The 13,842-nt window shown below is 39.4% G+C and carries 17 protein-coding genes; 2 read left to right on the top strand and 15 right to left on the bottom strand.

Going from position 1 to position 13,842, the window contains the following annotated elements; genetic code table 11:
* Positions 1–113: 113 nt before the first annotated feature.
* The 13 genes from rnc to VPAR_RS03500 form a co-directional block, all read right to left on the bottom strand.
* The gene (gene rnc, locus VPAR_RS03560) at positions 114–854 is read right to left on the bottom strand and encodes a ribonuclease III (protein ID WP_004693448.1); all 741 of its coding nucleotides are present in this window, start codon (positions 852–854) and stop codon (positions 114–116) included.
* Entirely contained in the window at positions 854–2,098 is a 1,245-nt protein-coding gene (fabF, locus tag VPAR_RS03555) for a beta-ketoacyl-ACP synthase II (RefSeq protein ID WP_004693446.1), read from the bottom strand. Before fabF ends, rnc begins: the two co-directional genes overlap by 1 nt.
* A gap of 35 nt (positions 2,099–2,133) precedes the next feature.
* A complete protein-coding gene (locus VPAR_RS03550) occupies positions 2,134–3,090 on the bottom strand; it encodes an NAD(P)H-dependent flavin oxidoreductase (protein ID WP_004693443.1) in 957 nt (318 codons plus the stop codon).
* Between the two features lie 77 nt (positions 3,091–3,167).
* Positions 3,168–3,398, bottom strand: coding sequence for an acyl carrier protein (locus tag VPAR_RS03545; RefSeq protein WP_004693441.1), 231 nt, complete (start codon positions 3,396–3,398; stop codon positions 3,168–3,170).
* Positions 3,399–3,449: 51 nt separating this feature from the next.
* On the bottom strand, positions 3,450–4,193 hold the full coding sequence (gene fabG / locus VPAR_RS03540; protein ID WP_004693439.1) for a 3-oxoacyl-[acyl-carrier-protein] reductase: 744 nt from the start codon (positions 4,191–4,193) through the stop codon (positions 3,450–3,452).
* A gap of 1 nt (position 4,194) precedes the next feature.
* Positions 4,195–5,136, bottom strand: coding sequence for an ACP S-malonyltransferase (gene fabD, locus VPAR_RS03535; protein WP_004693437.1), 942 nt, complete (start codon positions 5,134–5,136; stop codon positions 4,195–4,197).
* A gap of 11 nt (positions 5,137–5,147) precedes the next feature.
* Positions 5,148–6,092 (bottom strand): enoyl-[acyl-carrier-protein] reductase FabK, encoded by a 945-nt coding sequence (gene fabK, locus VPAR_RS03530; protein ID WP_004693435.1) that lies wholly within the window; start codon positions 6,090–6,092, stop codon positions 5,148–5,150.
* Positions 6,093–6,107: 15 nt separating this feature from the next.
* On the bottom strand, positions 6,108–7,103 hold the full coding sequence (locus VPAR_RS03525; protein WP_012864189.1) for a beta-ketoacyl-ACP synthase III: 996 nt from the start codon (positions 7,101–7,103) through the stop codon (positions 6,108–6,110).
* Positions 7,087–8,115 (bottom strand): phosphate acyltransferase PlsX, encoded by a 1,029-nt coding sequence (plsX, locus tag VPAR_RS03520; protein ID WP_004693432.1) that lies wholly within the window; start codon positions 8,113–8,115, stop codon positions 7,087–7,089. Before plsX ends, VPAR_RS03525 begins: the two co-directional genes overlap by 17 nt.
* Before the next feature lie 3 nt (positions 8,116–8,118).
* Complete coding sequence (gene fapR / locus VPAR_RS03515) at positions 8,119–8,679, bottom strand: transcription factor FapR (RefSeq protein WP_004693429.1); 561 nt, start codon at positions 8,677–8,679, stop codon at positions 8,119–8,121.
* 305 nt (positions 8,680–8,984) lie between these two features.
* Positions 8,985–9,161: a 50S ribosomal protein L32 gene (gene rpmF, locus VPAR_RS03510; RefSeq protein WP_004693428.1), complete on the bottom strand. Its 177-nt coding sequence runs from the start codon at positions 9,159–9,161 to the stop codon at positions 8,985–8,987.
* A 25-nt stretch (positions 9,162–9,186) separates the two neighbouring features.
* Entirely contained in the window at positions 9,187–9,699 is a 513-nt protein-coding gene (locus VPAR_RS03505; protein WP_004693424.1) for a YceD family protein, read from the bottom strand.
* A gap of 100 nt (positions 9,700–9,799) precedes the next feature.
* Positions 9,800–9,934 carry a rubredoxin gene (locus VPAR_RS03500; protein WP_004693422.1) on the bottom strand — a complete coding sequence of 45 codons (135 nt, stop codon included), beginning with the start codon at positions 9,932–9,934 and terminating at the stop codon, positions 9,800–9,802.
* A gap of 548 nt (positions 9,935–10,482) precedes the next feature.
* On the opposite strand from VPAR_RS03500, the gene VPAR_RS03495 reads away from it, so the two are divergent.
* Positions 10,483–11,436: a nitronate monooxygenase gene (locus tag VPAR_RS03495; RefSeq protein WP_012864188.1), complete on the top strand. Its 954-nt coding sequence runs from the start codon at positions 10,483–10,485 to the stop codon at positions 11,434–11,436.
* Positions 11,437–11,457: 21 nt separating this feature from the next.
* The gene (locus VPAR_RS03490) at positions 11,458–12,006 is read left to right on the top strand and encodes a gamma carbonic anhydrase family protein (protein ID WP_004693416.1); all 549 of its coding nucleotides are present in this window, start codon (positions 11,458–11,460) and stop codon (positions 12,004–12,006) included.
* Between the two features lie 93 nt (positions 12,007–12,099).
* On the opposite strand, the gene VPAR_RS03485 is transcribed toward VPAR_RS03490, so the two are convergent.
* Positions 12,100–13,338 (bottom strand): chloride channel protein, encoded by a 1,239-nt coding sequence (locus tag VPAR_RS03485; protein ID WP_012864187.1) that lies wholly within the window; start codon positions 13,336–13,338, stop codon positions 12,100–12,102.
* A gap of 2 nt (positions 13,339–13,340) precedes the next feature.
* Entirely contained in the window at positions 13,341–13,838 is a 498-nt protein-coding gene (gene nrdG, locus VPAR_RS03480) for an anaerobic ribonucleoside-triphosphate reductase activating protein (RefSeq protein ID WP_012864186.1), read from the bottom strand.
* Between the last annotated feature and the right edge of the window lie 4 nt (positions 13,839–13,842).

Here is a 13,842-nt window from a genome sequence, read left to right as displayed (position 1 = left end):
GTTCATCTATCATTATATAGATCATTATTCATCTACCATTATATAGATTATTACTCACATACTATATATTACTCACATACTATTATACAAAAAAAGCGCCATTCGGCGCTTTTCTATTTATCAGCCATCAACTTTTCTAAAGTCAATTGAGCCGCATGTTGTTCTGCAATTTTTTTACTTTTACCAGAGCCGGCCTCGTAAGTAACACCATTAATTTCAACCTCCATATGGAAGGTTTTAGCATGATCGGGACCACTTTCACTGAGCAAATGATAGACAATATGTTTATCCCCATCTCTTTGCACATATTCTTGTAATAACGTCTTATAATCTTTGCCCCGCTTACCTTCTAAGGCTTGCATGATATAGGTAGTTAAATGCTTTAAAACAAAGGCCATAGCCGTTTGATAATCTGTAGAAATATAAATGGCACCGATGAGAGACTCAAAGGTATCCGCTAATATAGAGTTTCTATCGTTACCACCGGAAGCGCGTTCTCCATGACCGAGCAATAAATATTGTCCTAGTTGCAAAGAACGACTCACAGATGCTAAAGAATCCTCACACACTGTAGCGGCCTTAATTTTCGTTAAATTACCTTCAGCCATATCTGGATATGTCTTAAATAGGTATTCCCCAATAATAAGATCCAAAACAGCATCGCCTAAAAACTCTAATCGCTGATTGTGATGAATATGCTTTGATTTATGTTCATTCGCATAAGAAGTATGTGTAAAAGCACAATCTATAATGGATATATCTGACACAGGTATGTCTAAACGAGCAACAAGCTCATGAAGAGATTCTTCACGAGCTTGTGTTATCTTACTCTTATGCGTTTCGATAGTAACCATTAAGCTTCATAACGGCGAATGCAAAGTGTACCGTTATGACCACCAAAACCGAAAGAGTTAGAAAGTGCACATTTTACTTGAAGTTCACGTGCGCCTTCACGAACATAGTCCAGATCCAAACCTTCATCAGGATTGTCACAGTTAATTGTAGGGTGAACTTTACCAGTTTCAATCGCCATTGCCATTACGATAGTTTCAATAGCACCAGCAGCCCCCAATAAGTGACCTGTCATGGATTTAGTAGAGTTAACAGCGATATTTTTAGCGTGATCGCCGAACAATTCTTTAATAGCCAATGTTTCATTTTGGTCATTAAGGCCAGTAGATGTACCATGAGCATTGATGTAGTTAACGTCTTTAGGATCAATACCTGCATCTTTAATTGCTAATTCCATACATTTACGAGCTTGAACACCACCTGGAGCTGGTGCAGTGATATGGTAAGCATCACCATTGCTACCATAGCCCACAACTTCAGCATAGATATGCGCACCGCGTGCTTTTGCGTGTTCTAATTCTTCAAGAACTACGATACCAGCACCTTCACCCATTACGAAACCATCACGGTCACGGTCAAATGGACGGGACGCCTTTGTTGGCTCATCATTGCGTGTAGACATAGCTTTCATAGCCGCAAAACCAGCTACAGCAGCCGGAGATACCGCAGCCTCAGTACCACCAGCAAACATCACATCAGCATCTCCACGTTGGATGATACGGAATGCATCGCCAATCGCATTTGTACCAGAAGTACAAGCAGTTACGTCTGTAATAACTGGACCTTTAAGACCAAGGCGAATAGATACGCGTGCAGATGTCATATTTGCAATCATCATAGGTACTGCAAATGGACTTACACGGCCAGGACCTTTTTCGAATAATGTTTCATACACCTCATGGATAGAGTCAATGCCGCCTATACCTGTACCAACTACAGTACCACAGCGATCTAAATCTGCTTTATCTAAATCAAGATCAGCATCTTCACAAGCAAGAACAGCTGCACCGATAGCAAATTCTACAGAACGGTCCATACGACGAGCTTCTTTCTTGTCTACCCCATAGTTTGTAATATCAAAGTCTTTTACTTCACCCGCAATGCGTGTTGCATAGTCAGATGCGTCAAAGCGTGTAATCGGCCCAATACCAGATTGACCTGCCAATAACGCATTGTAGAAGTTCTCTTTACCGATACCTACAGGAGTCACTGCCCCTAAGCCAGTAATTACTACACGTTTTTCCAATTATTCCACCTCTTATAGCTATACAGCCCTTTAAATTAATCAATCTCTGCTACTTGCTGTTTTAATTGAGCAAAGATATCTTTAACTGGCATAATCCTATCGACTTTTCTCATATTATTGCCAGAGAACACCAACCCCGTTTCCACATCACCTTGTTGTGCGCGAGAAAGAGCACGGATAATGCAGAATTTATGGGAACAATGTTTTAAACAGTTATCACACACCGTTGGAGGCGCTACAGTACCATCTAAAACAGATTCAGCAAATTTGTTTTTTATTGCTTGACCAGGCAAACCAACAGGACTTTGAATCAATACTATATCCTCAGGGTTTGTAGCTCGTACATACATTTTTTTCAATTCATCAGATGCATTACATTCATCAGAAGCAGCAAAACGGCTACCCATTTGAACACCACTAGCGCCGATTTTTAACATTTCAACGATATCATGGCCATCTAGAACACCACCAGCAGCAATTACTGGAATGTTTTTTACCGCTGCTACAACTTCGGGAACGATTTCTCGAGCGGAACGATCCGTCCCCAAGTGTCCACCAGCTTCACAGCCTTCTACGATTACAGCTGCAGCACCTAAACCTTCAGAAATGCGAGCTAATTTTGCGGACGAAACAATTGGTACAATAGGAGTACCAGACTCTTTGCCCATTGCGAACATATCTCTTGAAAAACCAGCACCTGCTACTACAAGATCAATGCCTTCTTCGATGGCAGTCTTTACTAAGCCAGCAAATTGAGTTGCTGCTACCATCGCATTTATACCAATAATACCCGTAGGTGATAATTTTCTAGCTAATTGTATTTCGTATCGTAATTCATCGAAAGGCAAGCCCGATGCCGCAATAAGGCCGATACCACCTTCATTTGCAACGGCTGCTGCCAAGCGAGCTGTAGACAATCTAATCGCCATACCACCTTGAATAATAGGTACTTTGGCCACTAGATTCCCAATGCGAAGTTCAGGGAGCTTCACTATCAAATCCTCCTGTAAATAAAACCGGTTGGGAGGCCACTCGGCCTCCCGTTCGGTTGAATTGTTAGCTTTACAGCTTATTTAGCAGAATCAATATATTCTACTGTATCCTTAACGGTTTTAATTTTTTCTGCAACGTCGTCAGGGATTTCAACATTGAATTCTTCTTCAAATGCCATGATCAATTCAACGATATCTAAGGAGTCAGCGCCTAAGTCGTCGATGAATGTAGAATCAATGGTAACTTCAGCTTCATCAACGCCTAATTGTTCCACAACGATTGCTTTAACTTTATCGAAAGTGTTCATTAGTGGTTCACCTCCTTTCAAAGTGTATTTATATATAGTCTAATTTTACAACTACATTACCATGCCACCATCAACATTGATGACTTGACCCGTAATATAATTAGCAAAATCGCTAGCAAGGAATGTTGCTACTGTTGCTACTTCTTCGGCATCAGCCATACGGCCCAACGGAATTTGAGTAACCATAGCTTCTTTAACTTTTTCTGGTAATACATCAGTCATATCTGTATTGATAAAGCCTGGTGCAATAGCATTAACTGTAATACCACGGCTAGCCAATTCTTTAGCACAGGATTTAGTAAAACCAATTACGCCCGCTTTAGAAGCAGCATAGTTAGTTTGACCAGCATTACCTATAACACCAACAACAGATGTCATGTTAATAATATGACCAGAACGTTGTTTCATCATGATTTTAGATACTGCTTTAGTTACCAAGTAAACACCTTTTAAGTTGATATCGATAACAGCATCAAAATCTTCGTCTTTCATTCGCATTAACAAACCGTCACGCGTAATCCCCGCATTATTCACGAGAATATCAATGTGACCAAATTCTTTATGAGCTTCTTCCACCATGGAAGCAACTTCATCAGCATTGGCTACATTAGCTTTAATTTTAATGGCTTTGCGGCCTAACGCTTGTACAGCTTCAACAGTTTCTTGCGCTGCACCTTCGCTACCGCTATAGTTTACAACAACATCAGCACCAGATTGTGCTAGATTGATAGCTACAGCGCGACCAATGCCACGGGATGCGCCAGTTACAATGGCTACTTTACCCTCTAAATGCATTTTATCGAACCCCCTTCAAAAATTCAAGCGTTTTCTCTAAGGATGCAATGTCTTCAACATTGGCTAATTCCATATCTTTGTTAATCTTTTTAGTAAAACCTGTAAGTACTTTCCCAGGCCCCACTTCAACAAAGCGAGTAACACCAAAGTTTACCATTTCAGCTACACAATCTTCCCATAAAACAGGGTTAGCGGCTTGAGTAACTAAGGACTCTTTAATGTCATTGGCATTAGTCAAAATCTTACCAGTAACATTTGCAACTACAGGAATTTGTGCATCACTCACTTGGATCTTATCCAATTCTTCCTTTAACCGAAGAGCTGCTGGTTCCATCAAACGGCTGTGGAATGGAGCACTCACCGGAAGCATTACTGCACGTTTCGCTCCTGCTTCTTTCATTTTTTCAGCTGCTGTTTCCACCGCTGCAGTTTCACCGGCAATAACGATTTGTCCAGGGCAATTGAAGTTAACTGCTTGTACAGAACCTACAGAAGCATTTACTTCTTCACAAATTTCTACAACTTGCTCACGAGGTAATGCCAAAATTGCCGCCATAGCGCCTTTACCCAATGGCACAGCTTCTTGCATATATTCACCGCGTTTATGAACTACATATACTGCGTCTTTAAAGTTCAATACACCGGCTGCTACTAGAGCACTATACTCACCAAGACTATGCCCGCCTACGATATCAGGCGTAAAGCCTTGTTCTTTTAGAATTTCATAACAAGCTACGGATGCAGTCAAAATAGCTGGTTGTGTATTTGCTGTTTTAACGAGCTCTGTATCAGGACCTTCGAAGCATAATTTACTGATGGAATAACCAAGTGCTTCGTCAGCCTCTTCAAAACGTTGTTTTACAATAGGATACGCATTATACAAATCTTGTAACATGCCTACTTTTTGAGAACCTTGACCAGGAAAAACAAATGCCGTTTTCATTAGGGGCCTCCTTATTTACTAAGACCTTGAAGATTCTTAATCACTGTTTCAGCTTCAGTCATGATATCTTTAATGATAGTTTCACATGGTTTAACATCTGTTAACATACCAGAAATTTGACCGATCATTACAGAACCTTCTTTTATATTACCATCAATAGCAGCTAAACGAAGTGTGCCAGCGCCTAATGCTTCCAATTCCTCTTTAGAACCACCACTAAATTCAAGGGATTTATATTTATGAGCTAACGCATTATCTATAATACGTACAGGATGACCTGTTGTTAAGCCAGTCATAACTGTAGCACGATCTTTTGCTTTCAATACAGCATTTTTATAATTTTCATGGGCAATACATTCTTCGGATAATACGAATCGTGTCCCCATTTGTACCGCTTTAGCACCTAATGCAAATGCCGCAGCCATACCACGACCATCTGCAATACCACCAGCAGCAATAACTGGTACATCTACAGCATCAACTACTTGAGGAATTAATGCCATAGTTGTAATATCACCTACGTGACCACCAGACTCTGTACCTTCAGCAATAATTGCATCAATACCGCCACGTAATAAGCGCTTTGCAAGTAATACTGATGCAACTACAGGAATAACTTTTGTACCAATTTCTTTCAAAGCGGGAACATAAACACCAGGATTACCTGCACCTGTAGTAATAACAGGAACACGTTCTTCCACAACTACTTCCATAACCTCTTTTACAAATGGAGACATGAGCATAATATTACAGCCAAAAGGCTTGCTAGTGCGCTCTTTTAATTTATGGATTTCATTACGGAAAATATCAGGAGGCATATGACCAGCACCAATAATCCCAAGGCCACCAGCTTCAGAAACGGCTGCCGCTAATTCTGCAGTACCGAGCCAAGCCATACCACCTTGAAAGATTGGATACTCAATCTGCAATAAATCACAAATGTCAGTCTTAATCATCTTGATGTGTCCTCCTTAATACCATTTCAAGACCAGGCTTGCCCATGTTAGGCCTGCACCAAATCCTGCAAACGCAACATTATCACCGCGTTTGAAACGTCCCTCGCGATTAGCTTCATCAAGTGCAATCGCTACAGACGCGGCAGATGTATTACCATACTTATGTAAATTAACAAAAACTTTTTCCATTGGCAGATGTAAACGTTTGGCTGCCGAATCAATAATACGAATATTCGCTTGATGAGGAATGAAGTAATCTAATTCGTTTAACTCCATACCAGCGCGTTCTAAGGATTTTAAAACCGTACGCCCCATCGTTTTAACGGCAAATTTATATACTTCAGGGCCATCCATATGAATAAATGTTAAGCCCTCTTCTACGCGTTGATCATTTGCCACCACAGCAGTGCCACCTGCAGGAATGCAAAGCGCTGGTCCGCCAGTGCCATCGGCGCCCATGTCAATACCTTTAATGCCATAGCCTTCAGGTACTTCAGATACTACTGCAGCCCCAGCACCATCACCAAAGAGGATACATGTACCACGATCATTCCAGTTTACTCGACGGGAAAGGATTTCCGCCCCCACGACGAGTACTTTTTTATAAATACCAGAACTAATATAACTAGCGGCAGTAATCAATCCATATACAAACCCAGAGCATGCCGCTTGTAAATCATAGGCTGCAGCGTTTTTGGCGCCTAAGTTCGCTTGCAATACACAAGCTGCCGAAGGAATAATCATATCTGGTGTTAAGGTAGCAAAGATAATCATGTCGATTTCCTCTGCAGTGACATTAGCCATTTGCATAGCTTTTTTTGCTGCCTCTGTCGCCATATAGGATGTATTCATACCTTCCGGTGCAATGCGTCGTTCTTCTATACCCGTACGCTCTCTAATCCATTGATCATTGGTATCAACCATTTTTTCAAGATCAAAGTTTGTTACTACATTGTCAGGAAGGAAGCTCCCAGTACCAATGATTCCTACAGGTTTATTCATCATAGTCATACTTTAAGGCTCCTTCAATATCCATCGTTTCTCTTATGTGTTGAATAATTTTACGCTCTACTAAATCACTAGCAATTTCAATAGCAGTTTTTATTTCTTTTGCTTTAGAACTACCATGAGCAATCATGAATACCCCATTAACTCCCAAGAGCGGAGCACCACCATTTTCTGTGTGATCCAAACGTTTTGCCATCTTTTTCAAAGCTGGCTTTACAAGCATAGCTCCTATCTTGGCGAAAATACTTCCTGCCATGATACTATCCTTTACTAATTGCGTAAGACCTGTTACTAAACCTTCCGCAAATTTAAGTACCACATTGCCTACGAAGCCATCACATACGACAACATCAACGGCACCTTTAGGAATATCACGACCTTCAATATTTCCTTTAAAATTGATAGTCTTCATACCCTCCAAAATCGGATACGTCGCCAATACGACATCGTTCCCCTTTGTGGCCTCTTCACCAATATTTAACAATCCTACAGTAGGATTTTCTTTTCCTAATAAAAGCTTAGCGTATTCAGACCCCATTAAAGCACCTTGTACAAGATGTTTAGGTTTACTATTAGAATTTGCACCAGAGTCTAACATAACTGTTATACCACTTACCGTTGGCATTGGAGTTGCAATGACAGGGCGGTCAATGCCCTTAATGCGACCGAGACCAAACAAAGCCGCTGCAACAGCAGCTCCCGTACTCCCCGGAGCAATTACAGCATCACAACGATTATCGCGAACCAACGAAGTAGCGACCACAACAGATGCATCTTTTTTCTTGCGCAATGCTTGACCTGGATGTTCATCCATGCCGATTACCTGGCTAGCATGATGTACAGAAATACGTGGATTCTTAGCTTCATTATTAGCTTCTAATATATCAAAAATTTGCTGCTCATCGCCGACGAGCACCACTTCAATGTGTTGATTTGCTCGTACGGCTTCAATGGATCCAAGTACAGTCTCCATTGGAGCAAAGTCGCCACCCATGGCGTCTATTGCAATTTTCATAATTTACACCCTATTCTCTACGGATTCCATAATAAATTTTGCGCGAAACACTTCTTTTATTTTATCTCTTATTATAACCCAAATAAAGAACTTATTACCTCGGCGACGAACAATTTCTGCTTTCGCTACCAAATTAGTACCAGATCCTACCGGGTTTTTATATTTTATATTTCCAACTTCCGCAGAGCAAACAGTCGTCCCCATAACCACTTTTGCAAGGGAATTTGCTTGCGCATATAAATACTGCGGTTCTACATATCCGAATTGATCTTCCATATCAGCCGTAGTACGCAACATAGATAATGCTTGGTGCCCCTCGGTGACATCAATCAATTCGCCAACCACTTCATATGATACATGTTCTGCCATTTCATGTGATTGACCTGTAGCCATAACACGAATGCGTTCACGCAATTCAGGAATACCCAATTCTAGTCGATCGAGACGAATTGTTGGCACACTTACACCAAAGTGTGTTGCCAATTCTTCATCAGTAAGAAATGGCGTAATATTCAGTTTTTCTTGTAACTGCTTCTGGCGCTCTTGCTTCTTTAACCGACTCATGGGACCACCTTTTATGACCTAGTATTAATATTACATCCTAAGTATATACAATAATTCCCTTATTGGCAAGACTTTTCATACATATAGTAAGATATTTTCATAGCATATACAAAATATAGTTGTTTTTTTATATTTTAGTATTATTGTTTATAAAAAATAAAAATGTGTCACCATCTTATAGAATAATCTTACTATAAAATAGTGACACTTGTTATTGATAACGAAACATATAAAAATATGAGTGTATATTTTGAAAGCATATAAAAAAGACGCCTACAAAGTAGGCGTCTCTCTCTGCTCACATATTAAGCATTAGCTACTACTTGTTCACCTTTATAGTGACCACATGTAGGGCAAACACGATGAGGCATCTTAGGTTCGTGGCATTGTGGACATGCTACATAACCAGGAGCTTCTAATTTCCAATTAGCACGACGACGATCGCGACGGCATTTAGACAATCTACGTTTAGGTACTGCCATTATCTGCACCTCCTTAGTACAATCATTAGGATAATCTATCATCTTTCTCATCAAGCAAAGCACGTAACTCTGCAAATCGAGGATCCACCACAAAGGATTCACAAGAACAAGGTGAAACATTTAAATTTGCTCCGCAATGAACGCACAATCCTTTGCAATCATCCTGACATAACACTTGAGAGGGCTCATTGATGATTAATGTATCCCTAATTAGTTCAGTTAAGTCAATTTCTTCTCCATCAAAAGAATTCACATCATCTGCAGCATCTCGACAATCACTAAAGATTTCCTCAAAGAAATCTTTTCGATAATGTTCTGTGGTATTTAAACAACGGGAACAATCATAATCGCCTTTAGACTGAATCGAACCTTGAACGATGTAATTTTGACCATCAAACCAAAACTCACCACTAATGGTTATATCATGACGGCTCCAAGGAAAAGCAGTTACGTCACCAAGCTCAGAGGCTGATATCGTATAGCTATAAGGAAATTTCTTTCCTATATGTTCTTTTGCTTGCTCTACTTGCAGTTTCATAATCTTACCTCGACTCATAATATTATAAACATGACATGGTGCTTTGTCAAATAAAAAAGACTATCTCAAGTGGACTCAAGATAGCCTTTTGGTAAGTCAATTACATTTTTTCGAATTGGTCTTTACCAACACCGCAAATTGGGCAAACATAATCAGCTGGTTGATCTTCGAATTTTACGCCTTCAACAGCTTCGTCATAAACCCAACCACATACTACGCATACATATTTTTCCATGTGTATTTCCTCCTTCACTTGAAAATTATTGTTTAATGTTTATCTTTAATTAATTCAGATACTCTATCTGTAATGTAGTATATCAAAGACATCGAAACTTTTCAATACTCATTTTCTTATTTTCTCATTTTTTATAATATTTAATAATCATAGATACTATGCGGTTTTCTACTACTTAACTCATTTGAAATATATTATCATTTAGTTTTTTTATCTTTAGACTACTGCTGAATATTTTATTTTAATCTAATAATTGGAAATTAATTTTGAAAGCATATTGTTTAAATAAATAACTATAATAACCTTATCTAAGGTGTACATAATTACTATATTATACTATTATATAGAGAAGAGATTATGTGACTACATATAATCTCCAAATAATATTACGCTTAATCTCTTTAGTATATAAGTATATACTGATGAATATTCTTGACTTTATTAATACTCTAATTTTATATAAGAAAATAAAATCATTCTTATATAAAATTCTCGTATAAAGGTATAATAAAGTTTCAGTAAATCTAATTGTTATCATAGGAGGCTTTATGAGAACAGCGTTAACACAACTTTTACAAATCGAATACCCTATCATCCAAGGTGCTATGGCTTGGGTATCTGAACACAAACTAGTTGCTGCCGTAGCTAATGCAGGTGCTACAGGTGTAATTGCTCTTGGTGGTCGTGATGCAGAATGGACGCGCAACGAGATTCGTGCCTGTAAAGACTTAACGGATAAGCCTTTCGGAGTCAATCTCATGTTAATGGCTCCCAATAAAGACGAATTAGTGGATATTATCATTGAAGAAAAGCCTGCATTTGTAACACTTGGAGCAGGCAATCCTGTACCATATATTAAACCATTGCAAGATGCAGGCATTAAAGTTATCCCTGTTGTCCCATCTCTAAAACTTGCTAAACGCATTGAAGAAGCTGGTGCTGATGCAATTATTATTGAGGGTATGGAAGCTGGTGGACATATTGGTAGCCAAACAACCATGTCCTTGATGGAAAATATTTTACCTGAGATTTCCATTCCTGTTGTTGTAGCAGGCGCTATCGTAGATGGTCGTGGTATTGCAGCAGCATTGTTGATGGGTGCTGAGGGTGTACAAATGGGTTCCCGTTTTTTGTTAGCTGAAGAATGCCAAGCCCACATAAATATGAAAGAAGCAATTATCAAAGCCACAGATACAGACTCTGTTGTAACGGGTCTCCTCTCCGGTCACGGTGGAGTACGTAGCTTGAAAAACGAATTCACTACACGTTACTTAGCTGCCGAAACAGATGGTGTCACTACTCCTGAAGAACGCACCAAAATGTCCCAAGGTACTAACAAACGTGCTGCTATCGATGGTGATGTTATAAATGGTGCTGTACAAGTTGGACAAGGTTTAAACCGACTTACTACTATTGAACCTGCTCACACTATAGTACAAACAGTAATGAACGAAGCTATCATGTCTATTCGTAAAGCACAACGTCTTATTGAAATCGTATAGTTAATAAATTAGGAGTTCCTTATGTTACCATTTCACGGAAAATACCCCAAATTAGATCCCAAAAGTTGTGTTATGCCTGGTGCAGAACTTGCAGGTGATGTTGAACTAAAAGAATATGCTTCAATTTGGCAAAACTGCGCACTTCGCGGTGATGTAAATAAAATTGTAGTAGGTCGCTATTCCAATGTACAGGATAACTCTGTATTACACGTTGATGACGACAGGGCTTGCATTCTTGGAGATTACGTAACAATTGGCCATGGTGCAATAGTACACGCTAGTACCATTGAAGATAATGTATTAGTTGGAATGGGCGCTATTGTATTGAGCGGTTGTCATATTGGCTCTGGCTCTATTATTGCTGCTGGTGCAGTCATAAAGGAGAACACTGTAATCCCACCTAATTCTTTAGTTGTTGGAATCCCAGCTCGCATAGCTCGTACAGATGAAACGCAAATCGAACGTATTCACAATCAAGCACTAAAATATAAACACTTGTGGACTGTAGAATATGGCATGCTTCCTGATGCGGGTGGCGAGGAATACGATAAGAACGCCAAAATCGTATAATTACATATACATTAAAAGCGGATAGCTGATTAACTCAACTATCCGCTTCTTTTCTATATATTATATTTAACTTTTATTAACTGTTATTTATTGCTACTTAGCGCTATTTAATTTTGATTGAATAATTTGCTCTACCATAAGGGCTGTCCCCATTGTTAAAGCTATAGGAAACAACATCTCTACAGAGAAACGAGATAATTCAAGCATAAATACACAAGATGTCATAGGCATTTTTTGTGCAAGGCCTAAGAATACTACGGCCCCCACAAAAGCAGACATTCCCAAAGATACTGGCGCTATAGCAATAGCCCATACGGTACCAAATACGATCCCCAAAGTACTACCTAACATCATAGATGGTGTAATACGACCACCATATGCACCAGCGGCCAAAGCAAGTAAAACAGCTACCCATTTGGATCCAAATAAACCCAATGCATATGTCCATGTGATATCGTTCGTAAAAGTCAACTCATTGCCTGCTTTACCATTTCCAAGAATTTCAGGAAAATACATAGCTAAAACACCAATTAGTGTAAATGCTACGATAGAAATGGGAATCATTACAGGACTACTACGATGAATGGCGGGTAGCTTACTTTGTGTAATATTAAATAAAACAACACCAATTGCAATAATAGCGCCTAAAACGATAGAAAACTCTACATAATGACTTCCCAAACTGGGTTGTGCCATTGTATATTGTATAACATCTCCTACACCAGCTTGTCGCGTCACAAATGTAGCCAAACCACAACATAAGAGGGCTGCACTCATAGCCCGTATATTCCAAGTAAGAAGCAAAGTTTCTAATGTGAAAATTGCCGCAGATAATGGTGAATTATAAACTGCAGCTAAACCAGCGCCTGCAGCACATGCAATTAATAATTGACGGTCTTCTTGTTTTATATCAAAATGTTTAACTAAAAAGGTAGTAATACCAGCGCTAGCCTCACGTGGTGCAACTTCTCGACCTAATGGAGAACCAATACCTACCGTAATTATTTGCAGTGTTGCATGTAAAACAGTAGTAATTGGATTCATATCCATTTTACCAGAAACTGCCGTTTTTATATCTACAACGCCTTTACCATATCTGTGAATCAAAACCCAACCTACGCCACCTATCACGCCACAGACGATTAAGGGTATTAATCGTTCTATCGGTGATACTCGGGCCACAGCTGCACCAAAGCTCAGATGATCAGCAGAGGAGTAATTATATACGAAATGTTGGATTCCATGTAATAAATACGTATAGGAAGCCCCTACTAGCCCTGCTATAAAGCCAACTATAATAATGAGTCCTATAAATCGTTTATCATATATCATATTTACTCCATCGCTAATACAATTTCCCCAGCCGCTAATGTCTTTTTAACATCAATGATACGCTGATTTGAAGAACCTCTGAAGCGCAAAGCAGGATCCTTAAGTTCATCTACAAAGCGGCCATCTACGAGAATGTCGATTTCTTGTAATAAAGCACTTCGCAACTCATCTTCTAAGATATCATCTATTTCATAGCCGGAATAGGCCCAAATCTTCTTTTTTGGCGCCGCTGCTCGAACAGCTCTCACCACCGGTAATAAGCCTTGTACATTTTGAAATGGCTCCCCACCTAATAATGTTAAACCTGAACATGTAGGATTCTTCACATAGGAAACCACTAAATCTGTCTCAGCTTGCGTCCATACCTTACCAGCATTAAAATCTTGGTATTCTTCATTAAAACAATTATAACAACAATGTGTACAACCTGTTACAAATATAGATGTACGAATCCCTTCTCCATTGGCAATATCATATTGTCTTATTTGCCCATATCTCATCATA

It is taken from the genome of Veillonella parvula DSM 2008 (genome assembly GCF_000024945.1).
GTDB classification, from domain to species: Bacteria; Bacillota; Negativicutes; order Veillonellales; family Veillonellaceae; genus Veillonella; species Veillonella parvula.
The sequence above is the reverse complement of the archived record's forward strand: the minus strand, read 5'-3'. Positions and strand labels throughout refer to the sequence as shown.

What these genes read in the sequence shown, in the direction of transcription:
- VPAR_RS03525 (WP_012864189.1), bottom strand. Translation starts at nt 7,103, where the DNA reads ATGACTATGATGAATAAACCTGTAGGAATCATTGGTACTGGGAGCTTC.
- VPAR_RS03490 (WP_004693416.1), top strand. Translation starts at nt 11,458, where the DNA reads ATGTTACCATTTCACGGAAAATACCCCAAATTAGATCCCAAAAGTTGT.
- VPAR_RS03500 (WP_004693422.1), bottom strand. Translation starts at nt 9,934, where the DNA reads ATGGAAAAATATGTATGCGTAGTATGTGGTTGGGTTTATGACGAAGCT.
- fabD (WP_004693437.1), bottom strand. Translation starts at nt 5,136, where the DNA reads ATGAAAACGGCATTTGTTTTTCCTGGTCAAGGTTCTCAAAAAGTAGGC.
- rpmF (WP_004693428.1), bottom strand. Translation starts at nt 9,161, where the DNA reads ATGGCAGTACCTAAACGTAGATTGTCTAAATGCCGTCGCGATCGTCGT.
- VPAR_RS03505 (WP_004693424.1), bottom strand. Translation starts at nt 9,699, where the DNA reads ATGAAACTGCAAGTAGAGCAAGCAAAAGAACATATAGGAAAGAAATTT.
- plsX (WP_004693432.1), bottom strand. Translation starts at nt 8,115, where the DNA reads ATGAAAATTGCAATAGACGCCATGGGTGGCGACTTTGCTCCAATGGAG.
- fabK (WP_004693435.1), bottom strand. Translation starts at nt 6,092, where the DNA reads ATGATTAAGACTGACATTTGTGATTTATTGCAGATTGAGTATCCAATC.
- VPAR_RS03495 (WP_012864188.1), top strand. Translation starts at nt 10,483, where the DNA reads ATGAGAACAGCGTTAACACAACTTTTACAAATCGAATACCCTATCATC.
- rnc (WP_004693448.1), bottom strand. Translation starts at nt 854, where the DNA reads ATGGTTACTATCGAAACGCATAAGAGTAAGATAACACAAGCTCGTGAA.
- fabG (WP_004693439.1), bottom strand. Translation starts at nt 4,193, where the DNA reads ATGCATTTAGAGGGTAAAGTAGCCATTGTAACTGGCGCATCCCGTGGC.
- VPAR_RS03485 (WP_012864187.1), bottom strand. Translation starts at nt 13,338, where the DNA reads ATGATATATGATAAACGATTTATAGGACTCATTATTATAGTTGGCTTT.
- nrdG (WP_012864186.1), bottom strand. Translation starts at nt 13,838, where the DNA reads ATGAGATATGGGCAAATAAGACAATATGATATTGCCAATGGAGAAGGG.
- fapR (WP_004693429.1), bottom strand. Translation starts at nt 8,679, where the DNA reads ATGAGTCGGTTAAAGAAGCAAGAGCGCCAGAAGCAGTTACAAGAAAAA.
- VPAR_RS03545 (WP_004693441.1), bottom strand. Translation starts at nt 3,398, where the DNA reads ATGAACACTTTCGATAAAGTTAAAGCAATCGTTGTGGAACAATTAGGC.